Below are 23,632 nucleotides of genomic sequence, written 5' to 3'. Positions count from 1 at the left end.
CCGGGCCCCGGCGTCCGGCGTGATGGCGTGGCCCGGTGGCTGGGGCGCCCTGTCGTGCGGGTGCCCGGGACGCCGGTGCCCGGTCCGACGGCACCCCTGGTGACCGTGGCATCCGACGTGCGGGTACCGGGACCCCGGCGCCCGGTGTGACGGCACGTTCTCGAGCCCCTGGCGTCCGGCGCGCGGATGCACGCGGATGCACGCGGGAGGTCCTCGCGTGGCCGGGTTCGGCACCCGGGTGCACCCACGGGGTCGGTGACGCGGGCCGCCCGACCGGTCTCGGGTGAGACGCGTGCGGCTCGTCCGGGCGGCCGTGCCCCGGGTGACTGTGCACCGGGCGTGAGCCGCGCGGTCGCCGCCGTGTCCCGTCCGGCGCCCGCCGTGTCGTCCGCCGGCCCCGCCGGCCCCGCGGGTTCCCTGGGCACTCGAACATCCGCCCGTCACCAGATAGCCTCCGGCCATGGTGAATGCGCAGGCCGGCGGACAGTGGTATCCGCCGGAGTGGCCGGAGCGGATCCGTGCGCTGGCGGGCGGCGATCTCACGCCGGTCGTGCCGAAGCGCGCGGCCACCGTCATGCTGCTCAAGAACACCGGCGACGGGCCCGCCGTGCACATGCTGCGCCGGCGTGCCTCCATGGCGTTCGCGGGCGGCGCGTACGCCTATCCCGGCGGCGGCGTCGACCCGCGGGACGACGACCGGCACGTCCGCTGGGCGGGCCCCACGCGCGCGTGGTGGGCCGACCGGCTCGGCGTCGACGGGGCGGGGGCCCAGGCGATCGTCTGCGCGGCCGTGCGGGAGACGTACGAGGAGGCCGGCGTCCTGCTCGCCGGACCCACCCCCGACTCCGTGGTCGGCGACACGACCGGCGACGACTGGGAGGCGGACCGCGCCGCGCTCGTCGCGCGGGAGACGTCCTTCGCGGAGTTCCTGGACCGCCGCGGACTGGTCCTGCGCTCGGACCTGCTCGGCGCGTGGACGCGCTGGATCACGCCCGAGTTCGAGTCCCGCCGCTACGACACCTGGTTCTTCGTCGCCGGGCTCCCCGAGGGCCAGCGCACCCGCAACGCCTCCACGGAGGCCGACCGCACGGTGTGGACCACACCCCGCGCGGCGGCGGAGGCGTACGACCGGGGCGAGCTGCTGATGATGCCCCCGACCATCGCCACCCTGCGTCAGCTCACGGCGTACGCCACGGCCGCGGAGGCGCTCGACGCGGCGCCCGCGCGGGACCTCACGCCGGTGCTGGCCTCCGCGCGCCTGGTGGAGGGCGAGATCGTGCTCTCCTGGCCGGGACACGACGAGTTCACGAAGCGCATCCCGACCGGTGGAGCCCCCGCATGACGGACGCAAGCACCCTTCCCGGCCGGCCACGGGGCGGCGTCCTCTCCGGACCCGCCACCGCGCGTGCCGTCAACGTGCTGGCCCCCAACCCCTCGGCGATGACCCTGGACGGCACCAACACCTGGATCCTGTCGGAGCCGGACTCCGACCTCGCGGTCGTGGTCGATCCCGGCCCGCTGGACGACGGACACCTGCGGCACGTCGTCGGCACCGCGGAACAGGCCGGAAAGCGCGTCGCCCTCACCCTCCTGACGCACGGTCACCCCGACCACGCCGAGGGCGCCGCCCGTTTCGCCGAGCTGACCGGCACGAAGGTGCGGGCGCTGGACCCGGCGCTGCGGCTCGGCGACGAGGGGCTGGCCGCCGGGGACGTCATCACCGTCGGGGGCCTGGAGCTGAGGGTCGTACCGACCCCCGGCCATACGGCCGACTCCCTGTGCTTCCACCTCCCGGCCGATCGTGCGGTCCTCACGGGCGACACCGTCCTGGGCCGCGGTACGACCGTCGTGGCCCACCCCGACGGCCGCCTCGGCGACTACCTGGACACGCTGCGCCGGCTCAGGTCGCTCACGGTCGACGACGGCGTCCACACGGTGCTGCCCGGCCACGGACCCGTCCTGGAGGACGCCCAGGGCGCCGTCGAGTTCTACCTCGCCCACCGGGCCCACCGCCTCGCCCAGGTCGAGACGGCCGTCGAGGACGGCCACCGCACCCCGGCCGAGGTCGTCGCCCACGTCTACGCCGACGTCGACCGCTCCCTGTGGCCGGCCGCGGAACTGTCGGTACGCGCCCAACTGGAGTATCTGCGGGAGCACGGGCTCATCTAGCCCTCGGGGTCCGCGCGGCGCGTACGCCTGGCGTGTGCCTGCCGTGCGCGGACGCGACGGAGCCCCGCCTCCCACGGGAAGCGGGGCTCCGGTGCCCGGTGTCAGCGGGAGCGCTTCGCGAGGCGTTCGACGTCCAGGAGGATCACCGCACGGGCCTCCAGGCGGAGCCAGCCGCGCTGGGCGAAGTCGGCCAGGGCCTTGTTGACCGTCTCGCGGGACGCGCCGACCAACTGGGCCAGTTCCTCCTGCGTGAGGTCGTGCACGACGTGGATGCCCTCCTCGGACTGCACGCCGAAGCGACGGGAGAGGTCCAGCAGAGCGCGGGCGACGCGGCCCGGGACGTCCGAGAAGACCAGGTCCGACATCGCGTCGTTGGTCTTGCGCAGCCGGCGCGCGACGGCCCGCAGCAGCGCCGTGGCCACCTCGGGACGGGCGCTCAGCCAGGGCGTCAGGTCGCCGTGGCCCAGACCGAGCAGCTTGACCTCGGTGAGCGCCGTGGCGGTCGCGGTGCGCGGGCCCGGGTCGAAGAGCGACAGCTCACCGATCAGCTCGCCAGGACCGACCACGGCGAGCATGTTCTCGCGGCCGTCGGGGGACGTGCGGTGCAGCTTGACCTTGCCCTCGGTGACCACGTACAGGCGGTCACCGGGGTCGCCCTCGTGGAACAGGGAGTCGCCCCGTGCGAGGGTCACCTCACTCATGGAGGCGCGAAGCTCGGCGGCCTGCTCGTCGTCGAGCGCCGCGAAAAGCGGATTCCGCCGCAGAACGTCGTCCACGAGTTCTCTCCTTGTCGACCTGCTCAGGGGATCTTGTTCCCCCACGTACCAGGGGACCGTGGTTCCCATTTTGCCGGACGGTCCAAACAGTGTGATCTGTCACAAGGATGCCGTACGGGCCGGTCGGGGTAAGCGGCAGGGGGGCCAATTGGACGCCGGTCTTCGGGGTCCGGGGCGGATGTCGGTGCCGGGTCGTAGGCTGACCGGGTGTCCAAATCGCCGGTGAGAGCACAGGCCGAGGGAGCTGCGCGAGTGGGTGTACGTCGTGATTCCGCCGTGGGCGAACAGGGCTCCGATGGCGGTAGGGAAACGGCGAAAGCGACAAAGAGGCCGCCGTCGGAGAAGGAGCCGACGGCGGCCCGCGAGAGCGGGGCGGCCGGGGAGACGGACGCGCCGGTGAAGAAGACGGCGGTGAAGAAGACGGCGGTGAAGAAGACGGCGGTGAAGAAGGCGGCCGGGGCGAAGAGGACAGTCGGGGCGAAGAAGACCGCGGCCAAGAAGACCGCCCCCGTCAAAAGGGCCCCGGCCGTCAAGAAGCCGCTCGTCGCCCCGGAGAAGGCGACCGCCTCCGTGAGGGCCGCCCCGGTGAAGACCGTCGTCAAGCCGGCCGGGGACGAGTCGCGCACCGCGCTGGTCCGCCGCGCGCGCCGGATCAACCGTGAGCTCGCCGAGGTGTTCCCGTACGCGCACCCGGAGCTGGACTTCGAGAACCCCTTCCAACTCGTCGTCGCCACCGTGCTGTCGGCCCAGACCACCGACCTGCGCGTCAACCAGACGACCCCCGCCCTCTTCGCGAAGTACCCCACCCCCGAGGACCTGGCCGCCGCCAACCCCGAGGAGGTGGAGGAGATCCTGCGTCCCACCGGCTTCTTCCGGGCCAAGACCAGGTCGGTCATAGGCCTGTCGAAGGTGCTGGCGGAGGACTTCGGCGGCGAGGTGCCCGGCCGGCTCGAGGATCTCGTCACACTGCCCGGCGTCGGCCGCAAGACGGCGTTCGTCGTGCTCGGCAACGCGTTCGGCCGCCCGGGAATCACCGTGGACACCCACTTCCAGCGCCTGGTGCGCCGCTGGCGCTGGACCGGGGAGACCGACCCGGACAAGATCGAGGCGGCTGTCGGCGCGCTCTTCCCCAAGAGCGACTGGACCGACCTGTCCCACCACGTCATCTGGCACGGCCGCCGCATCTGCCACGCCCGCAAGCCCGCCTGCGGCGCCTGCCCCGTCGCGCCGCTCTGTCCGGCGTACGGCGAGGGCGAGACGGACCCGGAGAAGGCGAAGAAGCTGCTGAAGTACGAGAAGGGCGGCCTCCCGGGCCAGCGTCTGAAGCCCCCGCAGGCCTATCTGGACGCCGGTGGCAGGCCCGCGCCGCCGCTGGGGGCCGCCGGATGACGGGGCGGCACACGCGGCGGCCCGCGGAACGATCTCGGGGCCGCCGGGCGTTGGACCGCTGGGACGGGGCCGGACGACGGGGGTGGCGATGACGCGGACGAGCGGTACCCAGGGCGGTCCGGTGACGCTCAGCCGGGAAGGACTGCCCTCCTGGCTGGACCCGGTGTCCCGCGCGGCGGAGACGGTCGCGCCGGGACAACTGAGCCGCTTCCTGCCCCCGGAGAACGGCACGGGGCGCCAGTCCGCCGTCCTCATCCTCTTCGGCGAGGGCGAGCGCGGCCCGGAGCTGCTGCTCATGGAGCGGGCGAGTTCGCTGCGCTCGCACGCCGGGCAGCCGTCCTTCCCCGGTGGCGCCCTCGACCCCGAGGACGGCGACCCGCAGGGTGACGGACCGCTGCGGGCCGCGCTGCGCGAGGCCGAGGAGGAGACGGGGCTCGAACCGTCCGGCGTCCAGCTGTTCGGCGTACTGCCGAAGCTCTACATCCCGGTCAGCGGTTTCGTCGTCACGCCCGTGCTGGGCTGGTGGCGCGTGCCCAGTCCGGTGGGGGTCGTCGACCCGAACGAGACGGCGCGGGTGTTCACCGTCCCGGTGGCGGATCTCACCCACCCGGACAACCGTGCGACCGCGGTCCACCCCAGTGGTCACCAGGGCCCGGCATTCCTGGTCGAATCGGCCCTCGTGTGGGGCTTCACCGCCGGGGTCATCGACCGGTTGCTGCACTTCGCGGGGTGGGAGCGGCCCTGGGACCGGGACAGGCGGGTCCCGCTGGACTGGCGGTCATGACAGGGTGGGCGCCGTGCTGGGTCGGACGAGGCGAGGCTTGAAGCGGTGAACGTGCTGGACATCCTGTTGCTCGTCGCCGCCGTGTGGTTCGCGGTCGTCGGCTACCGCCAGGGCTTCGTCGTCGGCATCCTGTCGGTGATCGGCTTCCTGGGCGGCGGTCTCGCCGCCGTCTACGCGCTACCCGTCATCTGGGACGCCCTGACGGACGACTCCGAGGTCGGTACGACGGCCGCCGTCGTCGCGGTCGTCGTCGTCATAGTCTGCGCCTCCGTCGGCCAGGCACTGACCACCCACCTCGGCAACAAACTGCGCCGTCACATCACCTGGTCCCCGGCCCGCGCGCTGGACGCGACGGGCGGCGTCCTTGTCAACGTCGTCGCGATGCTCCTGGTCGCCTGGCTGATCGGCTCGGCCCTCGCCGGTACGACGCTGCCGACGCTCGGCAAGGAGGTCCGCGGCTCCAAGGTGCTGCTCGGGGTGTCCCGGGCGCTGCCCGACCGGGCCGACACCTGGTTCGCCGACTTCTCCTCCATTCTCGCGCAGAACGGCTTCCCGCAGGTCTTCAGCCCCTTCGCCAGCGAGCCGATCACCGAGGTCCGGCCCCCGGACCCGGCCCTGGCGGGCAGCCCCGTCGCCCTCCGCGCGCAGCGCTCCATCGTCAAGGTGATGGGCACCGCCCCGAGTTGCGGCAAGGTCCTGGAGGGCACCGGCTTCGTCTTCGCCGAGCGCCGCATCATGACCAACGCGCATGTCGTGGGCGGCGTCGACGAGCCGACCGTGCAGATAGGCGGCGAGGGCAGGAAGTACGACGCCACGGTCGTCCTCTACGACTGGAAGCGCGACATCGCCGTCCTCGACGTACCCGAACTCAAGGCGCCCGCGCTGCGTTTCACCGCCGAGGACGCGAGCAGCAACGACAGCGCGATCGTCGCCGGCTTCCCGGAGAACGGGGCGTACGACGTCCGTTCCGCGCGTGTGCGGGGGCGCATCACGGCCAACGGCGCGGACATCTACCGCCGGGGCACGGTCCGCCGCGACGTGTACTCCCTGTACACGACCGTCCGTCAGGGCAACTCGGGCGGCCCGCTGCTGACCCCCGAGGGGGAGGTCTACGGCGTGATCTTCGCGAAGTCCAGGGACGACGCGGAGACCGGCTACGCGCTCACCACGGACGAGATCCAGGAGGACATCGCCAAGGGCCGCACCGCGAACCAGCAGGTGGACAGCGACAGCTGCGCGCTCTAGGGAGGGGCCTGACCCCGGGGAACGGCCGTACGGTCCGTCAGCCGCGCGGGTGGCGCAGGCGGACGGAGACCCAGCGGGCCCGGCGGCGGAGGATGCGCGGAATTCCCACCCTGAGGTCCGTACCTGCCATCCGTGATGCACCGCCTCGCTGGTGGGAACTCATACCGCCCGCCGAGCGGCGGTCGCGGCTTGCGTCACTGTAGTCGTGCGTCCAGCCCATACCCGGACGTCTGCCCCCGCCCCAAGGTCGATAACCACCTCACGCGCCCTCAATTGGCCTATGCGCCAGGCAATTGGCCGATCGTCAGACAAGTGATCGGTTCGATCACCGATCAGGTTCGGGATCCTTCAGCCAATTGATCAGTTCCGTCGAGAAAGTGACCGGATCCTCCTCGTGCGGGAAGTGTCCCAGCCCGTCGAACAGCCGCCAGCGATACGGCGCTTCGACGTACTCCCCGGACCCCGCGGCGCTGCGCGTGCGCACGACCGGGTCCAGCGAGCCGTGCAGATGCAGCGTCGGCACCCGCACCGGCCGCTTCATCCTGCGGTTGAACTGGATGCCGTCCGGGCGGGCCAGGGAGCGCACCATCCAGCGGTACGGCTCGATCGAGCAGTGCGCCGTGGAGGGGATGCACATGGCCCGCCGGTAGTTCTCCAGCGCCTTCTCGTCCGGCGGGTGCGGCCCGGACCACTCCTGGATGAGCTCGGCCACCAGCGCCCCGTCGTCCGCGGTGAGCCGGCGCTCCGGGATCCAGGGCCGCTGGAACCCCCAGATGTGGGACATCGCGGCCGACTGTCTGGCGTCGGAGAGCAGCGCCGAGCGCCAGCGCCGCGGATGCGGCATGGACGCGACCGCGAGCCGCCGCACGAGCTTGGGGCGCATCGCCGCCGCCGTCCACGCCAGGTATCCGCCCAGGTCGTGCCCGACCAGCGCGGCATCCGGCTCGCCGAGGGAGCGGATCACCCCGGTGATGTCCAGCGCGAGGTTGGCCGGGTCGTAACCGCGCGGCGTACGGTCGCTGCCGCCGACACCCCTCAGGTCCATGGCGACGGCCCGGAAACCGGCGTCGGCGAGCGCCGTCAGCTGGTGCCGCCAGGTCCACCAGAACTGCGGGAAGCCGTGCAGCAGCAGCACCAGGGGGCCGTCGCCCAGCTCCGCGATGTGGAAGCGGGCGCCGTTGGCGGCGACGTCCCGGTGCGTCAGTCCGGCGCCGCCGGGGATGCCGAGGCGTACGACCGAAGCGGGCTGCGCCGGAGGTGTGGCGGGTTCCGTCATGAGGACGAGCGTGCCACAGCCTCAATGGCCTGGGGGACCCGGTCCTCGGGCAACTCGGGGCGCGGGTGCGGCTTGGCCTTCTGCAGCACGCCGGCCGTCTCCTTCACGGAGGCGGCGACCTTCTGCGGGCCCCGGCCCTTCTTCGCCTTCTTGGCGAAGACGATGCCGATCAGCGCGAGGAACAGCGCGATCAGCACGTTCGCCGCGAAGGAGAGCAGGAAGCAGACCGCGAGGTTCCAGCCGCTCCAGGTGCGGATGCCGTACGCGAGAGCGAAGTTCAGCATCGGCAGGGAGAAGAGGAGCAGCACTCCTGCCGCCGTGAAGGCGCCGCCGCTGGTCGCACCCCGCTTGACGTCCTGCTTGAGCTGCGCCTTCGCCAGCGCGATCTCGTCGTGCACCAGCGCCGACATGTCTGCGGTCGCCGAGGCGAACAGCTGGCCGATGCTGCGTTCGGCGCCGACCGGGCTGCCGTCGGGTGCGCTCATCGCGGTCTCCCTCTTCTGCGTACGTCTTCGTGTCCGCGCGTACGGTTCAGTCTTTTGTACCGTCTCGTCAGATCATGCCGGACCGTCGTGCTCCTCGCCTGCCCCGCCCGTCACTTCGGCAAGCGCGTCCCGCTCGGCGGCCTTCTCCCGGGCGAGTCGCCGGTGCTCCGCGGCCTTCCGCTCGTGGATCTCCGCCATGCGCAGGTGGTACGCCGGGTCGTCCTGCTCGTAGACGTCCGGGACGCCGCTGAGGTCCTCGTCGCGCTCCTCTTCCTCGGTCAGTCTGCGGTACTTGGCGTTCCGTACCTTCAGCAGCACCGTCGCGACGGCGGTGGCGATCAGCGAGCCGGCCAGGACGGCCGCCTTGACGCTGTCGGTCATCGACGCGTCGCCCTCGAAGGCGAGTTCCCCGATGAGCAGCGAGACGGTGAAGCCGATCCCGGCGAGGGTCGCCACCGCGAACACGTCCGCCCAGGCGAGGTCGTCACTGAGCGAGGCCCTGGTGAAGCGTGCCGTCAGCCACGTACCGCCGAAGATGCCGAGCGTCTTGCCGACGAGGAGCCCGAGCACCACGCCGAGCGTCTCGGGCTGCGTGAACACGTCCGCGAGGGCGTCGCCGGAGATCACCACGCCGGCGCTGAACAGGGCGAACAGCGGGACCGCGAGGCCCGCCGAGAGCGGCCGGACGAGGTGCTCGATGTGCTCGCCCGGGGAGTGCTCCTCGCCCTCGCGGCGGTGGCAGCGCAGCATCAGGCCCATCGCGACACCGGCGATGGTGGCGTGGATGCCGCTGTTGTACATCAGTGCCCACACGACCAGCGCGAGCGGCACGTACACGTACCAGCCGCGTACGCCCTTGCGCAGCAGCAGCCAGAAGACGACCAGGCCCGCGACCGCGCCGCCGAGCGCCGCGAAGTTCAGGCCGTCGGTGAAGAAGACCGCGATGATCAGGATCGCGAACAGGTCGTCGACGACGGCGAGGGTGAGCAGGAAGGCCCGCAGCGCGCTCGGCAGGGAGGTGCCGATGACGGCGAGCACGGCGAGCGCGAAGGCGATGTCGGTGGCGGTGGGCACCGCCCAGCCGGCCAGGGAGCCGCCGCCCACGCCGCTGGTGAACGTGTAGACCAGTGCCGGTACGGCCATGCCGCACAGGGCGGCGACGACGGGGAGTGCGGCGGCCTTGGGATCGCGGAGATCACCGGCGACGAGTTCGCGTTTGAGCTCGACCCCCGCGACGAAGAAGAAGACCGCTAGCAGTCCGTCGGCGGCCCAGTGCGCCACGGACAGGTCGAGCCCGAGGGCCTCGGGGCCGAAGTGGAAGTGGCTGACACTCTCGTAGCTGCTGTGCAGACCGGGTACGTTCGCCCAGACCAGCGCGGCGACGGCGGCGAGGAGGAGCAGGACGCCGCCGACCGTCTCGGTGCGCAGCGCGTCCGCGACGTACGACCGCTCGGGAAGGGAGAGGCGGGCGAAGGCCTTGCGGGGGCCGGGGGTATGGGGCGCGGTCACGGGAAGTTCCTCTGGTCGGCGGGCAGCACGAATCGCGTGCCGACCAGACTTCCCGGCGCCCCATGAGACAACTTTTTGTTGAGCTTAGCCAATGTGCTCCTGGAGCGCATCCGGAGCGCATCTGGAGCACACGAGGCACCCGGCGCAGGAGTGCGCCGGGTGCCTTCGTCAGGCCGTGCCCGGCAGGTGTCCGCTCAGTCCTCGCCGGGCGCCTGGGGCAGCTTGGCCTGGATGAGATCCATGACCGTGCTGTCCGTCAGCGTCGTGACGTCTCCGAGCTGGCGGTTCTCCGCGACGTCCCGCAGCAGGCGGCGCATGATCTTGCCGGAGCGGGTCTTCGGCAGCTCGGCCACCGGCAGGATCCGCTGGGGCTTGGCGATCGGGCCGAGCGTGGTGCCCACGTGGCTCCGCAGCTCGCCGACGAGGTCCTCGGTCTCCGCCGCCGTGCCGCGCAGGATCACGAAGGCGACGATCGCCTGGCCGGTCGTCTCGTCCGCCGCGCCGACCACGGCCGCCTCGGCGACCGACGGGTGCGAGACGAGCGCGGACTCGACCTCGGTGGTGGAGATGTTGTGGCCGGACACCAGCATGACGTCGTCGACCCGGCCGAGCAGCCAGATGTCGCCGTCGTCGTCCTTCTTGGCGCCGTCACCGGCGAAGTACTTGCCCTCGAAGCGCGACCAGTACGTGTCGATGAACCGCTGGTCGTCGCCCCAGATGGTGCGCAGCATCGACGGCCACGGCTCGGTGAGGACCAGGTAGCCACCGCCGCCGTTCGGTACCTCGTTCGCCTCGTCGTCGACGACGGTCGCGGCGATGCCGGGCAGCGGGGTCTGGGCGGAGCCCGGCTTGGCGTCGGTCACGCCCGGCAGCGGCGAGATCATGATGCCGCCGGTCTCGGTCTGCCACCAGGTGTCCACCACCGGGGTGCGGTCCGCGCCGATGTTCTTGCGGTACCAGATCCACGCCTCGGGGTTGATCGGCTCGCCCACCGAGCCCAGCACCCGCAGGCTGCTGAGGTCGAACTTGGCGGGGATGTCGTCGCCCCACTTCATGAACGTGCGGATCGCGGTGGGCGCGGTGTAGAGGATCGTCACGCCGTACTTCTGCACGATTTCCCAGAAGCGGCCCTGGTGCGGTGTGTCCGGCGTGCCCTCGTACATCACCTGGGTGGCGCCGTTGGCGAGCGGGCCGTAGACGATGTAGGAGTGACCGGTGACCCAGCCGACGTCGGCCGTGCACCAGTACACGTCGGTCTCCGGCTTGAGGTCGAAGACGGACCAGTGCGTGTACGCCGTCTGGGTCAGGAAGCCGCCGGAGGTGTGCAGGATGCCCTTCGGCTTACCCGTCGTCCCCGAGGTGTAGAGGATGAACAGCGGGTGCTCGGCTTCGAATGCCTGCGGGGTGTGGTCGGCGCTCTGCCGTTCCACCAGGTCGTGCCACCACACGTCCCGGCCCTCGGTGAAGGCGACGTCCTGGCCAGTGCGGCGGACGACGAGGACGTGCTCGACGGTGCCGGCCTTGGCGACCGCCTCGTCCACGGCCGGCTTGAGCGCGGAAGGCTTGCCGCGCCGGTAGCCGCCGTCGGCCGTGATGACGACCCGCGCGTCGGCGTCCTGGATACGGGTGGCGAGCGCGTCCGCCGAGAAGCCGCCGAAGACGACGGAGTGCGCGGCGCCGATGCGGGCGCAGGCCAGCATCGCGATCGCGGTCTCCGGGATCATCGGCATGTAGACGGCGACCCGGTCGCCCTGCCGGACCCCGAGTTCCAGCAGGGCGTTGGCGGCCTTGGAGACCTCGTCCTTGAGCTGGGCGTAGGTGAGGGCGCGGCTGTCGCCCGGCTCGCCCTCGAAGTGGATGGCGACCCGGTCGCCGTGCCCGGCCTCCACATGCCGGTCCACACAGTTGTAGGCGACGTTGAGCTCGCCGTCCTTGAACCACTTGGCGAACGGCGGGTTCGACCAGTCCAGGGTCTCGGTGGGCTCGGTGGCCCAGGTCAGTCGGCGGGCCTGCTCGGCCCAGAAGCCGAGCCTGTCAGCCTTGGCCCGTTCATACGCCTCCGCCGTGACGTTGGCGTTCGCGGCCAGGTCGGCGGGGGGCGCGAAACGTCGCTCCTCCTTCAGAAGGTTGGCCAGGCTTTCATTGCTCACGGCATCTGCCTTTCCCAGGGTGTCCGTTGTGTCCCAGGCCACAGCTCATCAGACCCGGGGGTGCGCTGACAAGGGCCGACGGGAAATTGGTTTAGACCTGTCGGGCGGGTGGTGCGAGGTGCGCCATCCCTTCCCACGGAGCCCGGAGCGAGCCGGTTCAAGGTGTGTAACGCCTCTCACACCCGGACGGGCCCCCTCACATCGCCAGGCCCGCGGACCGCACCCGGTCGAACACCTTCCCCTCGTCCTGCTCGGTGAGGAGGTATGCCTGGGCCTCACCCACGTGGAAGTACATGCCGTGCAGTTCCAGGGCCCCGTCCTTCAGGGCCCGGGCCACCGGTTCATGGGCGCGCAGATGGTCCAGCTGCTGCACCACGTTCGTCAGGCAGAGCTGCTCGACCGCGTCGGCGGGCGCCCGCCCGGCCAGCCGCGACGGGGGCCCGCTGCCGTCGCCCATGCGCCGCAGGCTCGGCCGCCCGTGTCGCAGCCAGCGTCTCAGCGGGGTGCGGGCGCCGTCCGGCTCGGTGTCGAGCAGCGCCTGCATCGCACCGCACCCCGAGTGCCCGCACACCGTGATCGACCGGACCGCCAGCACCTCCACGGCGTACTCGATGGCGGCCGCCACCGAGTCGTCGCCGCTCTCCGCGCCGGGCGGTGGCACGAGGTTGCCGACATTGCGCACCACGAACAGGTCTCCCGGGCCGCTGGCCGTGATCATCGAGGTGACCACCCGGGAGTCGGCACAGGTCAGGAACAGATGCGCGGGCCGCTGTCCCTCGCGCGCCAGCCGGGCCAGCTCACCGCGCACCAGGGGAGCGGTGTTGCGCTGGAACGCGCTGATGCCGCGCATCAGTTCGTGGCCGCCGGTTTCGGTCGGCTCCGGCTCTCCTCCAGCGGCTCCTTCCGTTTCGTCTGCTCTCTTCGTTCCATCGGTCCCGTCCGGCCGTGGGCCGTCACCCGGCAGGGGGCGCGGGCGTTCGCACTGGTGGTTGCGCCAGGCCGTCCAGGGCCGGCAGCGGCAGTCGGTGTCGGACACGCAGGCCTCCTCGCTCCCGTCGGACGGGTGCCCGGAGGCGAGGGCCGCGGGTTCGGCGATCCGGACCCCGGCGCGATGGCCGGTGATCTCGACGGTGCCGCCCCGCGCGGTGTGCGTGCTCTGCCAGTCCTGCAATGTCTCGTACGCCGCGTGGTCCATGAAGGAGCCGTCCAACGCCACGACCGCGTCGGCCCCTTGGGGGACGAGGTGCAGGGCCCGGCTGAGTCGTGGCACCGCGAGGAACGTCAACTGGCCTCTTACCTGTACGTGATGGACTCCTTTCTTCTCCTCGTGCGTGATCCGGGTGCGGGTGAGCCGGTGCAGGGCCACGCCGACGGCGACGGTGATGCCCAGCGCCACGCCCTCCAGGACACCGAGGGAGACGACGCCGAGGGTGGTCACGGCGTAGACCAGGACTTCGCGGTGGCGGGTCACCGTGCGGATGTGGTGCAGGGACACCATCTGGATGCCGACGGCCATCACCAGGGCGGCGAGCGAGGCGAGCGGGATGAGCTCCAGGAGCGGAACCATCAGCAGCGCGGCGATCACTACGAGAACGCCGTGCAGCATCGTGGAGTTCCGGCTCACGGCACCTGCTTTGACGTTCGCGGAACTGCGGACCGCCACGCCGGCCACCGGCAGTCCGCCGAGTGAGCCGGAGACGATGTTGGCCGTGCCCTGACCGAGCAGTTCACGGTCCAGATCGGAGCGCCCCACGTGGCCGGGACCGGGGCGGCCTGACACCAGCTTGTCCACGGCCACGGCGCCGAGCAGCGACTGCACGCTGCACACCAGCGTCGTGGTGAGCACGGCGGCGGCGAGGCCGAGCACGGGCCCCTCGGGCAGTCCGGCCAGGGCGTGGTTGCGCCAGGACGGCAGATCCACCTTGGGCAGGAGGAGGCCGGCCGCGGCGGCGACCGCGGTGGCTCCGGCGACGGCGACGAGCGCTGCCGGAACCGTGCGGAGAACGCGTCCGGCACGGCCCGGGAGCCGGGGCCAGAGCAGCAGCAGGGTCAGTGTCAGCAGGCTCACCGACAGGGCCGCGGGATGCAGGTTCGCCAACTGGGCGGGAAGGGCGAGGAGGTTGTCGGGGACGGAGCTCTGCGGAGTGCCGCCGAGGACGATGTGCAGCTGGGCGACGGCGATGGTGACACCGATGCCGGCGAGCATGCCGTGCACGATCGCGGGGCTCACGGCGAGCGCGCCGCGCGCCACGCGCAGGCAGCCGAGGCCGAGCTGGGCGATTCCGGCGAGGACGGTGATGGCGCAGGTCGTCCGCCAGCCGTAGTGCTGGATGAGGTCGGCGGTGACGACGGTGAGTCCGGCGGCGGGACCGCTCACCTGGAGCGGGGAGCCGCCGATCCGCCCGGCGACGATCCCGCCCACGGCGGCGGCGACCAGGCCGGCCTGGAGCGGCGCGCCGGTGGCGAGGGCGATGCCGAGGGACAGCGGGAGGGCGATCAGGAAGACCGCGATCGAGGCCGACAGATCGGCTCCCGCGATACGCGGGCGTGGAGGGCCGGCCGGTGGCGGACTGTGGGGCGGGTGGGCGCGCTCGGTCCGATCCGAGTCGGCGGCGCGGGCGGGAACGCAGGCTGACATGGTTTCTCCTCTCTCGAACATCAACAATCCGTAAACGGATCGTAATTGAGAGTAAAGGACTGGCATAGACTTTCCGGGCAAATGGGTGAATCGGTCACCTCAGTGAGTGATGTAGCCATTCCATCGGCTTGTCGTATTAATTCCTTCTTCGTTCCGTGCGACTTTGACGGCGCTGCCGGCGTGGGCCGGCACGGCACCAGACGAAGTCCTCACCGAGCTCGGCCCGAGAGAAGGAAGAAGGTGGGCGGATGGCCGCCACCCACAGAATCGCCACGGGCACCGTGATCGTCGCGGTCTGCGTCGCCTCGCTCGCCGGCTGCGGGACCGGCACCGACAGCGCCGGCGAGCAGGCGCGTGACCAGGAGAAGGCCAAGCCGGCTCCGGCGCCGAAGAACGTCGTCCGGCTGATCGGCGACGGCTCCACCGCGTACACCGGGGCACAGCCGCACCTGCCCCGGCCCGAGCGGCTGAAGCGCGGCGAAAAGCCCCCGCAGTTCGTGGTCTTCTCCTGGGACGGCGCGGGCGAGGACGGCCAGAAGCTCTTTTCGCATTTCCGCAAGGTCGCCAAGGAGAACAACGCGACCATGACGTACTTCCTGAGCGGCGTGTACCTGCTGCCGGAGGAGAAACGCGATCTGTACCGCCCGCCGCAGCACTCCCCGGGCCGCTCCGACATCGGCTTCAACGATCAGGAGGGCATCGCCGACACCGTGAAGCAGTTGCGCCTCGCCTGGCTCGAGGGCAATGAGATCGGCACTCACTTCAACGGGCACTTCTGCGGCAGCGGCGGTGGGGTCGGCGAATGGTCGGTGGCGGACTGGAAGGACGAGATCGCCCAGGCCAAGCGCTTCGTGAAGACCTGGAAGACCAACACCGGCATGAAGAACTCGGCCCCGCTGCCCTTCGACTACGACAAAGAGCTGATCGGCGCCCGCACCCCCTGCCTGGAAGGGCGGAAGAACTTCATGGAGGCCGCCCGCGACCTGGGCTTCCGCTACGACACCAGCGGGGTCGACAACCAGGTGTGGCCGAAGAGGAAGCAGGGCCTGTGGGACCTGTCGATGCAGCTCGTGCCCTTCCCCGGACACTCCTTCGAGCAGCTCACCATGGACTACAACTTCATGGTCAACCAGTCCGGCACCACCCAGGGCGACCCCGCCAAGCACGAGATGTGGGGCGACCAGATGCGGGACGGCCTCCTCCAGGGCTTCGATCGGGCCTACAAGGGCAACAGGGCGCCCTTGATCATCGGCAACCACTTCGAGTCCTGGAACGGCGGCACCTACATGCGGGCCGTCGAGGAGGTCATCGAGGAGGTGTGCACCAAGTCCGACGTGCGCTGTGTCTCCTTCCGCCGACTTGTGGACTGGCTGGACGCCCAGGACCCGGAGACCCTGGCGAAACTGCGCACGCTGGACGTCGGTGAGGCCCCGAGGAAGGGCTGGGAGTCCTTCCTGTCCGGCGGTTCCGCACCGGCCCCCAAGGGGGTGCCCGGAGCCCCGGCCGAGAAGCGGTGAGCGTCAGGCGGACGCCGTGACGCTCTCGCCGAGCACGAAACCGGGGTCGATCTGGGCCGCCAGATCGGTCCCGGTGCGCTCGTCGCCCCACGACCGGGCGTTCTTCAGGTGGAAGTGCGCCATCTGGCGGGTGTAACGCTCGCGGTCGCGCGACCCGTACGTCGCGTCGGCGGCCGAGTGCAGCAGGCGCAGCGCGTGCCGGTTGGGCTCCTCCAGGAGGTCGAACCGGGGTGGCCGGCCCTTCTCCATGGCTCGGACCCAGTCCGAGTGCCCCACCGTCACCAGCAGGTCCTCCCCGGCCTCCGCGCGGAGGAAGTCGAGGTCGTCCGGGCCCTGCACCTTGTTGCCGACGACCTTCAGGGTGACGCCGAAGTCGCGGGCGTACTCCTTGTACTGGCGATAGACGGAGACCCCCTTCCGGGTCGGCTCGGCCACGAGGAACGTGATGTCGAAGCGGGTGAACATGCCGGAGGCGAAGGAGTCCGAGCCGGCCGTCATGTCGACCACGACGTACTCGCCGGGGCCGTCCACCAGGTGGTTCAGACACAGCTCCACCGCTCCGGTCTTGGAGTGGTAGCAGGCGACCCCCAGGTCGGCGTCGGTGAAGGGGCCGGTGACCATCAAACGGACAGCCCTCCCGTCGAGTTCCACCGGCCGCGCACAGGCGTCGTAGACCGGATTGTCCTCACGCACCCGCAGCAGTCGGGAGCCCTCACCGGGCGGAGTGGTCTTGATCATCGTCTCGGCGGACGCGATGCGTGGATTGGTGCCGCGCAGGTAGTCCTTGATCAGCGGCAGGTGCTCGCCCATCGCGGGCAGCGCGGCCGCCTCCGCCTCGTCCAGGCCCAGCGCGGCCCCGAGGTGCTGGTTGATGTCGGCGTCCACCGCGACGACCGGGGCGCCGACGGCCGCGAGATGACGGATGAACAGGGAGGACAGGGTCGTCTTTCCGCTGCCGCCCTTCCCCACGAAAGCAATTTTCATGTTCACCAAGCGTAATGGAATGATGGCTGTATGTGGTGATCGGACGTGAAGAAGACCACTCCTTCGTGGGGCGGGCGCCGGGGGTGCGTAGTGTCGTACTCATGAGTACGACAGGTGCGACCGCCGACCCGCTCGCCGCCCTGGGCTCCCTGCCTGGAGTGGCCGACTCCGTGGAGTCCGTGCGCAAGGCCGTGGACCGGGTCTACGGGCACCGGGTCATGCGGCGGCGCAGCAATGAGATCACCTCCGAGGCGGCGCTGCGCGGCGCCCGTGGCTCGGCGGCGCTGTCGGGCGCGGACTGGGCTCTGGAGGAGGTGCGCCGGCGCAGTGACTTCAGCGGCGACGGCGACGCCCGCACGATGGGCGCGGCACTGCGGCTGGCCGCCGAGGCGGGGCAGTTGCTGTCCATCTGGCGGCAGTCGCCTCTGCGGGTCCTGGCCCGGCTGCACCTGGTCGCGGCGGCCGACAAGGCCGAGCGGGTCGGGCGGCCCCGCCAGGAGGGCGAGCCGGTCGACGAGCCCTTGATCGGGCTCGATCTGCCGAGCGCGGCGGAGGCGCACGGCCGGCTGGACGGGCTGTCCGAGCTGATCATCGTGGGCGGTTCCGCCCCGGCGCTGGTGACGGCGGCCGTCGTGCACGGCGAACTTCTCGCGCTGCGCCCCTTCACCTCCCACAACGGCCTGGTCGCGCGTACGGCCGAACGCATCGTCCTGGTCGGCAGCGGTCTCGACCCCAAGTCGGTCTGCCCGGCCGAGGTCGGACACGCCGAGCTGGGCCAGGAGGCCTACACCAGGGCGCTGGAGGGGTACGTCTCCGGTACCTCCGAGGGCGTGGCGGCCTGGATCGCCCATTGCGGGCGGGCGATCGAGCTGGGGGCGCGCGAATCGACGGCCGTGTGCGAGGCGCTCCAGCGCGGGGCTGCGTAAAGGAGACCGGGCGAAAATCGGGCAGAAATGCGGCGGTACGAATACTCGTACCGCCGCTGGCATGTCCACCGCGTTACCAAGCGTCCTCGATATGTGCCCATCAGGTCGGGAACTTCGCCCGTCACCTGGTGCGGCTGGCCCGTAATCGACGGGTCGACGTCGCGTGGGTTCCCGGTGTTCATGCTCGGTCCGTGGGGCCACAAATGCGTTGGTGAAGGTGATCCTCGCGGATGTCCTTGGTCTCGCGGGCCGTTAAGTCCTTTGTACTCCGGTTTCGAAGCAAGCGGAAGTCCTCACCTTGCTTCTTTGCTCTTGGGCGCAAAGCCGTCCCGAACGGGTGCCGGCGGAGCGTTCGCCGGCCGGCGGAGCGGCTTGCGCGGAAGACGGTCAGGCCACCGTCGTGCGGCGCCGGCTCGCGTACCAGACGAGGCCCGCGGTGGCCGCCGCGGCGCCTATGGCGGCCGCTGCGACCAGGGCGGGGCGAGGCGGTACGGAGAACGCGGGCAAGCGCTGCTTGAGCCGTACCGGCCGGTGGAAGTCGAGGATCGGCCACTCCCGCGCGAGGGCCTCCCGGCGCAGTGCGCGGTCCGGGTTCACGGCGTGCGGGTGGCCCACGGACTCCAGCATCGGCACATCGGTCACCGAGTCGCTGTAGGCGTAGCAACGGGTCAGGTCGTAGCCCTCCGACTCGGCCAGTTCCCTCACCGCCTCGGCCTTGGTCGGGCCGTACGCGTAGTACTCCACCTCGCCGGTGAAGCACCCGTCGTCGCCGACGACCATACGGGTGGCCACCACTCGGTCCGCGCCGAGCAGTTCGCCGATCGGCTCGACCACCTCGGCGCCCGACGTGGACACGATCACGACGTCGCGTCCCGCGGTGTGGTGCTGCTCGATGAGGGTGGCGGCCTCGTCGTAGATGATCGGGTCGATCAGGTCGTGCAGCGTCTCGGCGACGATCTCCTTGACCTGCTGGACGTTCCAGCCGCGGCACAGTGCGGACAGGTACTTGCGCATCCGCTCCATCTGGTCGTGGTCGGCGCCGCCGGCCAGGAACACGAACTGGGAGTACGCGGTGCGCAGGACAGCCCTGCGGTTGATCAGGCCGCCTTGATAGAACGACTTGCTGAACGTGAGCGTGCTCGACTTCGCAATGACCGTCTTGTCCAGGTCAAAGAAGGCGGCTGTGCGGGGCATCGAGTGGTTTTCCACGTCCTTGAGCATAGGCGCAGCCCATTCGGCGTAAGGTGGGGCGTGTGGGTTTGCCTGAGAGGGCTCTCGGGTACACCATGGAAGTCACGGATCGTTCGCGACCGTGTCTAACCCGGTCCGACTCCTCCCCCCCCCGAGTCGGCCGTGGGGACGACCCCCGCTCTCCCCCCCGGCGGGGGTCGTCGCATGTCCGGGTGGGTTTTCTCCATTCTCCTCGTGGTTGGTGCACCTTGCCGGTGTCGGACGCATCCTCTTTTGTCATGTGCATGAATGGTTACCCGCGGTAGTTGTCGGACTGCTCTGCGGAAGTCGCACAGGAGGTGTGCGGGACTCACCGGTATGAGTGACCGCGATATTCACAGGCGTCGACTCGTCCACAGTTATCGACCAAGATCCACATGTTTTTCCGGATCGCTGCACCGTGATTCCGACGCGCCCGCTCGCCGCGAGTTCACGCCCGGTTCCGTTTGTCGGGTCGCGTACGGCCGGTTTCCGCCGGCCGTTCAAAGGAGAACCGCTTGCCGGCTCTTCGCACATCTGGGAATCGCGGGGCCGCAGGGCTGCGCGAGAGATGCAGCAAAGGAGGACGAACATGTCCGGAACCATCACCCATGATCCACCGCCGTCCACCGGAGGAGGCCGGCCGGGGGCACCGCTGATCGTCACCGAGGACGCCGGGCTCCTCGACGACCTGCTGCGCCTGTGCGCGGCGGCCGGCGCCACGCCGGAGGTCCACCACACGGTGCCGGAGCCAAGGGGCAGCTGGGAGGCCGCACCGCTCGTCCTGGTCGGGGACGACGCCGCGCGACGGGTGCGCGGGGCGTCACGCCGGCCGGGAGTGGTGCTGGTCGGCCGCGACCAGGACGATTCCGGGGTCTGGCGGCGGGCCGTCGAGATCGGCGCCGACCACGTCCTGATGCTGCCCGACGGCGAGCAGTGGCTGGTCGACCGCATCGCCGACGTGGCCGAAGGCGTCGGACGGCCCGCACTGACCGTCGGCGTCATCGGCGGCCGGGGCGGCGCCGGAGCGTCCACGCTCGCGTGCGCGCTCGCCGTCACCTCCGCGCGTGAAGGACTGCGCACCCTCCTGGTGGACGCCGATCCGCTGGGCGGCGGACTCGACGTGGCCCTCGGGGGCGAGACGGCCAAAGGGCTGCGCTGGCCGGCGTTCGCCGCGTCACACGGCCGGGTCGGCGGCGGTGCCCTGGAGGAGTCACTGCCGGAACTGCACTCGCTGCGGGTGCTCAGCTGGGACCGCGGCGACTGTCTCGCCGTACCGCCCAGGGCCGTACGCGCGGTGCTCGCCGCGGCGAGGCGCGGGGGCGGCACCGTCGTGGTCGACCTGCCGCGCCGCGTCGATGACGGGGTCGCCGAGGTTCTCGCCCAGCTCGACCTCGGGCTCCTCGTGGTCCCCGCGGAACTGCGCGCCGTCGCGGCGGCGGGCCGCGTCGCCTCCGCCGTGGGCATGGTCCTGCGTGATCTGCGGGTGGCGGTACGCGGGCCGTACGCGCCGGGACTGGACGACCGTGAGGTGGCCCGGCTGCTCGGGCTGCCTCTCGCCGGAGACGTGCCCGTCGAGCCCGCCCTGCAACGCCCGTACGAGGCGGGCCGTCCGCCCGGGGCCTCGGGCCGGGGCCCACTGGCCCGTTTCTGCAAGGAGTTCTGGGAGCGGGCGCTGGTGGAGGCGAGGGCGGCATGAGGAGGTCGGCGATGAGCGCGGCGGTCATCCCTCCCGGTCTGCTCGACGGGGTGCGGCGATGGCTGGCCGACAACGGGGCCGAGCCGACGCCCGCGCGGGTGGCGCAGGCGCTGCGGGACCAAGGACGGGTGCTCGGTGACGCCGAAGTGCTCGGAGCGGCCGAGCAGCTGCGGTCCGAGCTGGTCGGCAGCGGGCCGCTGGAACGGCTCCTGGCCGAGCCCTCGGTGACCGACGTGCTGGTGTCGGCGCCGGACCGGGTCTGGGTGGACCGGGGCGGAGGGCTGGAACTGACCGAGGTGGCCTTCCCCGACGAGACGGCCGTCCGGCGTCTCGCCCAGCGGCTCGCCGCCGTGACCGGCCGGCGCCTGGACGACGCCCGGCCCTGGGTCGACGCACGGCTGCCCGACGGGACCAGGCTGCACGCGGTGCTGCCCCCGGTGGCCGTCGGCTGCACCTGCCTGTCGCTACGGGTCGTACGACCGCGCGCCTTCACCCTCGACGAGCTCGTGGTGGCCGGGACGGTTCCGCCGGGCGGGGACCGCGTACTGCGGGCACTGCTGGACGCGCGGTTGTCGTTCCTCGTCAGCGGGGGGACCGGCAGCGGCAAGACGACCTTGCTGAGCGCGTTGCTGGGGCTGGCCGGGCCGGACGAGCGCATCGTCCTGGCCGAGGACTCGACGGAACTGCGGCCCGATCATCCGCACGTCGTACGCCTGGAGACCAGACCCGCCAACCAGGAGGGCGCGGGCCTCGTCACCCTCGAGGACCTGGTGCGGCAGGCGCTGCGGATGCGGCCGGACCGGCTGGTCGTCGGAGAGGTGCGCGGCCCGGAGGTGGTCCATCTGCTGGCCGCCCTCAACACGGGCCACGACGGCTCGGGAACGGTCCATGCCAACGCCGCCACCGACGTACCGGCCCGGCTGGAGGCGCTCGGTACGGCCGCCGGACTCGACCGGTTCGCCCTGCACAGCCAGGTGGCGGCCGCCCTCTCGGTGGTGCTCCACCTCGTACGTGACCGGAGCGGGCGGCGGCGGATCGCGGAGGTGCATGTGCTGGAACGGGACCCGTCGGGGCTGGTGCGGACGGTGCCGGCGCTGCGGTGGGGCCCGCAGGCCTTCACCCGGGAGCGGGGATGGCAACGCCTGCGGGAGCTGCTCCGGAACGCGGAAGCCGGCGGGCCGGGCGAGGGGATCGGGGGATGAACGGGGCGACCGAGGTGTCGACGGGTGCGGCCGTGGCGTGCCTGGCGACCGCGGCCTGGCTGCTGGGCGGCGGGCACGCCGGGGCCGGGCGGGCGCGACTGCTGCTGGCCGGCGAAGGCGCGGTGGGCGGCGGACCGCCGGGGTGGCCCCGGATGATCCGCGCGTGGGGACGGATGCGCGGGCGGCTGCGGGCCGAGTGGTGGTCGTTGGCCGCCGGCCTGGTGCCGGCGGTGCTGGGTGCGTCGCTGCTGCCGGTCGTCGCGGGGGCGGCCGGGGTGCTTCTGCTGAGGCGGGTGCGGCGGGCCGCCGGGGAACGCCGGGCGCGGGAGAGCCGCGGCGACGCGGTGATCGCGTTGTGCGGGGCGCTCGCCGGGGAGGTGCGCGCAGGGCGGCAGCCGGGTGAGGCGCTGCTGCCGGCCGCGCGTGACTCCGGCGGGCTCGGTGACGTGCAGGCGACGGTGCTGGCGGCGGCGCGCTTCGGCGGGGACGTTCCAAAGGCGCTCGCGGAGGCGGCACGGCAGCCGGGCGCCGAGGGGCTGCGAGGGCTCGCCGCGTGCTGGCGGGTGGCGGTGGACCAGGGAGCCGGGCTCGCGGCCGGGCTCGACCGGCTGGAAGCGGCGCTGCGTGCCGAACGGGACCAGCGGGCCGACCTGCGCGCCCAGTTGGCCGGCGCCCGCGCGACGGCGGTGCTGCTCGCCGGGCTCCCGGTCGTGGGCCTGGCGCTCGGTGCGGCGCTCGGCGCCGACCCGCTGCACATCCTGCTGCACACACCGTCGGGTCTGGTCTGTCTGGCGGCCGGCGGGGTGCTGGAGGGCCTGGGGCTGTGGTGGGCACTGCGGATCATGCGGGGCGCCGAGGAGGGAGCGGCATGAACGGGGACCTTGTCCACAGGCTGGGGGCAGTGGCGGGAGCGGTGCTCGTGCTCGCCTGGCTGGCGGGGTGGTGGAGCCGCACGCGGCGCGAGCGGAGAGCACGGCGGCGACTGGCCGGGGTGCTCTCCCTGGAGCGGACGGCGACTGCCTCGCACCTCGCGCTGCTGCACGCCGCGCGGCGCCGGCTGCCGTACGCGGGCGTGGCGGGTGCCGGATGGGCGCTGGTGGGCGGTCCCGCCGGAGCGGTGGTGGGACCGGCCGTCGCGGCCGGACTGTGGTGGTGGCGCCTTCGGCAGACGGCGGCCGCTCCGCACACGCGGGAGCCCGACACCGCCGGGGCGGAACATCAGCTGCCGCTCGCCGCAGACCTGCTGTCCGCCTGCATCACGGCGGGTGCCGGCCCGGTACTCGCCGCGCAGGCCGTCGGAGAGACCTTGGGCGGGCCGGTCGGGGAGGCGCTGGCGCGGGGTGCGGCGGAGGTACGGCTCGGCGGTGAACCGGCCGCGGCATGGTGCCGGCTGGCGTCGGTACCGGGCGCCCGGCCCCTGGCCCGGCTGCTGGAACGGGCAGATGTGTCCGGACTCCCCCTGGCCGCTCCCGTGGCCCGGCTCGCTGCCGAGGCCCGCGCGGAGTGGACCCGCGCGGCGACGGCCCGGGCCCGGCGGGCGGCCGTCATGGTCAGCGCGCCGGTGGGGCTGTGCTTCCTGCCCGCGTTCATCGCGGTCGGTGTGCTGCCCGTGGTGATCGGGCTCGCGGGCGGGGTGCTGGGAGGAGGTGGCGCCTGAGGGGAGAGGACCGGCGG

20 protein-coding genes are annotated in these 23,632 nt (G+C 71.9%); 11 read left to right on the top strand and 9 right to left on the bottom strand.

The annotated features are described in order from the left end of the window. Positions 1-460: 460 nt before the first annotated feature. On the top strand, positions 461-1,342 hold the full coding sequence (locus ACFXAE_RS00460; RefSeq protein WP_384706117.1) for an NUDIX hydrolase: 882 nt from the start codon (positions 461-463) through the stop codon (positions 1,340-1,342). Further along, entirely contained in the window at positions 1,339-2,169 is an 831-nt protein-coding gene (locus ACFXAE_RS00455; protein WP_384706115.1) for an MBL fold metallo-hydrolase, read from the top strand. The genes ACFXAE_RS00460 and ACFXAE_RS00455 overlap by 4 nt, the downstream gene beginning before the upstream one ends. 101 nt (positions 2,170-2,270) lie before the next feature. On the opposite strand, the gene ACFXAE_RS00450 is transcribed toward ACFXAE_RS00455, so the two are convergent. Continuing rightward, entirely contained in the window at positions 2,271-2,945 is a 675-nt protein-coding gene (locus tag ACFXAE_RS00450; RefSeq protein WP_006132548.1) for a Crp/Fnr family transcriptional regulator, read from the bottom strand. A gap of 276 nt (positions 2,946-3,221) precedes the next feature. On the opposite strand from ACFXAE_RS00450, the gene nth reads away from it, so the two are divergent. The 3 genes from nth (at position 3,222) to ACFXAE_RS00435 (ending at position 6,363) form a co-directional block, all read left to right on the top strand. Further along, positions 3,222-4,334, top strand: a complete 1,113-nt coding sequence (gene nth / locus ACFXAE_RS00445; RefSeq protein WP_384706435.1) for an endonuclease III — start codon at positions 3,222-3,224, stop codon at positions 4,332-4,334. Between the two features lie 88 nt (positions 4,335-4,422). Next, positions 4,423-5,118: an NUDIX hydrolase gene (locus ACFXAE_RS00440; RefSeq protein ID WP_384706113.1), complete on the top strand. Its 696-nt coding sequence runs from the start codon at positions 4,423-4,425 to the stop codon at positions 5,116-5,118. A 45-nt stretch (positions 5,119-5,163) separates the two neighbouring features. Further along, entirely contained in the window at positions 5,164-6,363 is a 1,200-nt protein-coding gene (locus ACFXAE_RS00435) for a MarP family serine protease (protein ID WP_384706111.1), read from the top strand. A 37-nt stretch (positions 6,364-6,400) separates the two neighbouring features. Here the strand turns inward: ACFXAE_RS00435 and ACFXAE_RS00430 are convergent, their stop codons facing one another. The 6 genes from ACFXAE_RS00430 to ACFXAE_RS00405 all read right to left on the bottom strand — a co-directional run bounded on the left by ACFXAE_RS00430 (position 6,401) and on the right by ACFXAE_RS00405 (position 14,421). Next, the gene (locus tag ACFXAE_RS00430) at positions 6,401-6,583 is read right to left on the bottom strand and encodes a hypothetical protein (RefSeq protein ID WP_384706109.1); all 183 of its coding nucleotides are present in this window, start codon (positions 6,581-6,583) and stop codon (positions 6,401-6,403) included. Positions 6,584-6,688: 105 nt separating this feature from the next. After that, a complete protein-coding gene (locus ACFXAE_RS00425; RefSeq protein WP_384706107.1) occupies positions 6,689-7,639 on the bottom strand; it encodes an alpha/beta fold hydrolase in 951 nt (316 codons plus the stop codon). Beyond that, on the bottom strand, positions 7,636-8,124 hold the full coding sequence (locus ACFXAE_RS00420; RefSeq protein WP_384706105.1) for a phage holin family protein: 489 nt from the start codon (positions 8,122-8,124) through the stop codon (positions 7,636-7,638). Before ACFXAE_RS00420 ends, ACFXAE_RS00425 begins: the two co-directional genes overlap by 4 nt. Positions 8,125-8,196: 72 nt before the next feature. After that, positions 8,197-9,633, bottom strand: coding sequence for a Na+/H+ antiporter NhaA (nhaA, locus tag ACFXAE_RS00415; protein ID WP_384706103.1), 1,437 nt, complete (start codon positions 9,631-9,633; stop codon positions 8,197-8,199). Between the two features lie 194 nt (positions 9,634-9,827). Next, positions 9,828-11,783: an acetate--CoA ligase gene (gene acs, locus ACFXAE_RS00410; RefSeq protein ID WP_384706101.1), complete on the bottom strand. Its 1,956-nt coding sequence runs from the start codon at positions 11,781-11,783 to the stop codon at positions 9,828-9,830. 196 nt (positions 11,784-11,979) lie between these two features. Continuing rightward, entirely contained in the window at positions 11,980-14,421 is a 2,442-nt protein-coding gene (locus ACFXAE_RS00405; RefSeq protein ID WP_384706099.1) for a SulP family inorganic anion transporter, read from the bottom strand. 248 nt (positions 14,422-14,669) lie between these two features. Between ACFXAE_RS00405 and ACFXAE_RS00400 the strand changes: the two genes are divergently transcribed. Further along, the gene (locus tag ACFXAE_RS00400; RefSeq protein ID WP_384706097.1) at positions 14,670-15,938 is read left to right on the top strand and encodes a hypothetical protein; all 1,269 of its coding nucleotides are present in this window, start codon (positions 14,670-14,672) and stop codon (positions 15,936-15,938) included. Between the two features lie 3 nt (positions 15,939-15,941). Here ACFXAE_RS00400 and ACFXAE_RS00395 read toward each other — a convergent pair whose 3' ends face one another. Then, positions 15,942-16,922 (bottom strand): ATP-binding protein, encoded by a 981-nt coding sequence (locus tag ACFXAE_RS00395; protein WP_384706095.1) that lies wholly within the window; start codon positions 16,920-16,922, stop codon positions 15,942-15,944. Positions 16,923-17,023: 101 nt separating this feature from the next. On the opposite strand from ACFXAE_RS00395, the gene ACFXAE_RS00390 reads away from it, so the two are divergent. Then, entirely contained in the window at positions 17,024-17,848 is an 825-nt protein-coding gene (locus ACFXAE_RS00390; RefSeq protein WP_384706093.1) for an oxidoreductase, read from the top strand. Positions 17,849-18,235: 387 nt separating this feature from the next. Here ACFXAE_RS00390 and ACFXAE_RS00385 read toward each other — a convergent pair whose 3' ends face one another. Then, the gene (locus tag ACFXAE_RS00385; RefSeq protein ID WP_384706091.1) at positions 18,236-19,069 is read right to left on the bottom strand and encodes an HAD family hydrolase; all 834 of its coding nucleotides are present in this window, start codon (positions 19,067-19,069) and stop codon (positions 18,236-18,238) included. A gap of 580 nt (positions 19,070-19,649) precedes the next feature. Here ACFXAE_RS00385 and ssd point away from each other — a divergent pair. From ssd to ACFXAE_RS00365, 4 genes are read left to right on the top strand one after another with little or no spacing between them, the layout of a single operon-like run. Beyond that, on the top strand, positions 19,650-20,756 hold the full coding sequence (gene ssd, locus ACFXAE_RS00380; protein ID WP_384706089.1) for a septum site-determining protein Ssd: 1,107 nt from the start codon (positions 19,650-19,652) through the stop codon (positions 20,754-20,756). An 11-nt stretch (positions 20,757-20,767) separates the two neighbouring features. After that, on the top strand, positions 20,768-21,958 hold the full coding sequence (locus ACFXAE_RS00375) for a TadA family conjugal transfer-associated ATPase (RefSeq protein ID WP_384706087.1): 1,191 nt from the start codon (positions 20,768-20,770) through the stop codon (positions 21,956-21,958). Continuing rightward, positions 21,955-22,830, top strand: coding sequence for a type II secretion system F family protein (locus ACFXAE_RS00370; protein ID WP_384706085.1), 876 nt, complete (start codon positions 21,955-21,957; stop codon positions 22,828-22,830). Before ACFXAE_RS00375 ends, ACFXAE_RS00370 begins: the two co-directional genes overlap by 4 nt. Then, positions 22,827-23,615 (top strand): type II secretion system F family protein, encoded by a 789-nt coding sequence (locus tag ACFXAE_RS00365; protein WP_384706083.1) that lies wholly within the window; start codon positions 22,827-22,829, stop codon positions 23,613-23,615. The genes ACFXAE_RS00370 and ACFXAE_RS00365 overlap by 4 nt, the downstream gene beginning before the upstream one ends. The last annotated feature ends 17 nt before the right edge of the window (positions 23,616-23,632 follow it).

The organism is Streptomyces sp. NPDC059454, assembly GCF_042749965.1.
GTDB lineage: Bacteria > Actinomycetota > Actinomycetes > Streptomycetales > Streptomycetaceae > Streptomyces.
Note: the sequence above shows the minus strand (reverse complement) of the source record. Positions and strands in the feature narration are given on the sequence as shown.

What these genes read in the sequence shown, in the direction of transcription:
- ACFXAE_RS00400 (WP_384706097.1), top strand. Translation starts at nt 14,670, where the DNA reads ATGGCCGCCACCCACAGAATCGCCACGGGCACCGTGATCGTCGCGGTC.
- ACFXAE_RS00455 (WP_384706115.1), top strand. Translation starts at nt 1,339, where the DNA reads ATGACGGACGCAAGCACCCTTCCCGGCCGGCCACGGGGCGGCGTCCTC.
- ACFXAE_RS00375 (WP_384706087.1), top strand. Translation starts at nt 20,768, where the DNA reads ATGAGCGCGGCGGTCATCCCTCCCGGTCTGCTCGACGGGGTGCGGCGA.
- ACFXAE_RS00440 (WP_384706113.1), top strand. Translation starts at nt 4,423, where the DNA reads ATGACGCGGACGAGCGGTACCCAGGGCGGTCCGGTGACGCTCAGCCGG.
- ACFXAE_RS00460 (WP_384706117.1), top strand. Translation starts at nt 461, where the DNA reads ATGGTGAATGCGCAGGCCGGCGGACAGTGGTATCCGCCGGAGTGGCCG.
- ACFXAE_RS00430 (WP_384706109.1), bottom strand. Translation starts at nt 6,583, where the DNA reads ATGGGCTGGACGCACGACTACAGTGACGCAAGCCGCGACCGCCGCTCG.
- ACFXAE_RS00395 (WP_384706095.1), bottom strand. Translation starts at nt 16,922, where the DNA reads ATGAAAATTGCTTTCGTGGGGAAGGGCGGCAGCGGAAAGACGACCCTG.
- ACFXAE_RS00405 (WP_384706099.1), bottom strand. Translation starts at nt 14,421, where the DNA reads ATGTCAGCCTGCGTTCCCGCCCGCGCCGCCGACTCGGATCGGACCGAG.
- ssd (WP_384706089.1), top strand. Translation starts at nt 19,650, where the DNA reads ATGTCCGGAACCATCACCCATGATCCACCGCCGTCCACCGGAGGAGGC.
- ACFXAE_RS00365 (WP_384706083.1), top strand. Translation starts at nt 22,827, where the DNA reads ATGAACGGGGACCTTGTCCACAGGCTGGGGGCAGTGGCGGGAGCGGTG.
- ACFXAE_RS00425 (WP_384706107.1), bottom strand. Translation starts at nt 7,639, where the DNA reads ATGACGGAACCCGCCACACCTCCGGCGCAGCCCGCTTCGGTCGTACGC.
- ACFXAE_RS00385 (WP_384706091.1), bottom strand. Translation starts at nt 19,069, where the DNA reads ATGCTCAAGGACGTGGAAAACCACTCGATGCCCCGCACAGCCGCCTTC.
- ACFXAE_RS00420 (WP_384706105.1), bottom strand. Translation starts at nt 8,124, where the DNA reads ATGAGCGCACCCGACGGCAGCCCGGTCGGCGCCGAACGCAGCATCGGC.
- ACFXAE_RS00390 (WP_384706093.1), top strand. Translation starts at nt 17,024, where the DNA reads ATGAGTACGACAGGTGCGACCGCCGACCCGCTCGCCGCCCTGGGCTCC.
- ACFXAE_RS00370 (WP_384706085.1), top strand. Translation starts at nt 21,955, where the DNA reads ATGAACGGGGCGACCGAGGTGTCGACGGGTGCGGCCGTGGCGTGCCTG.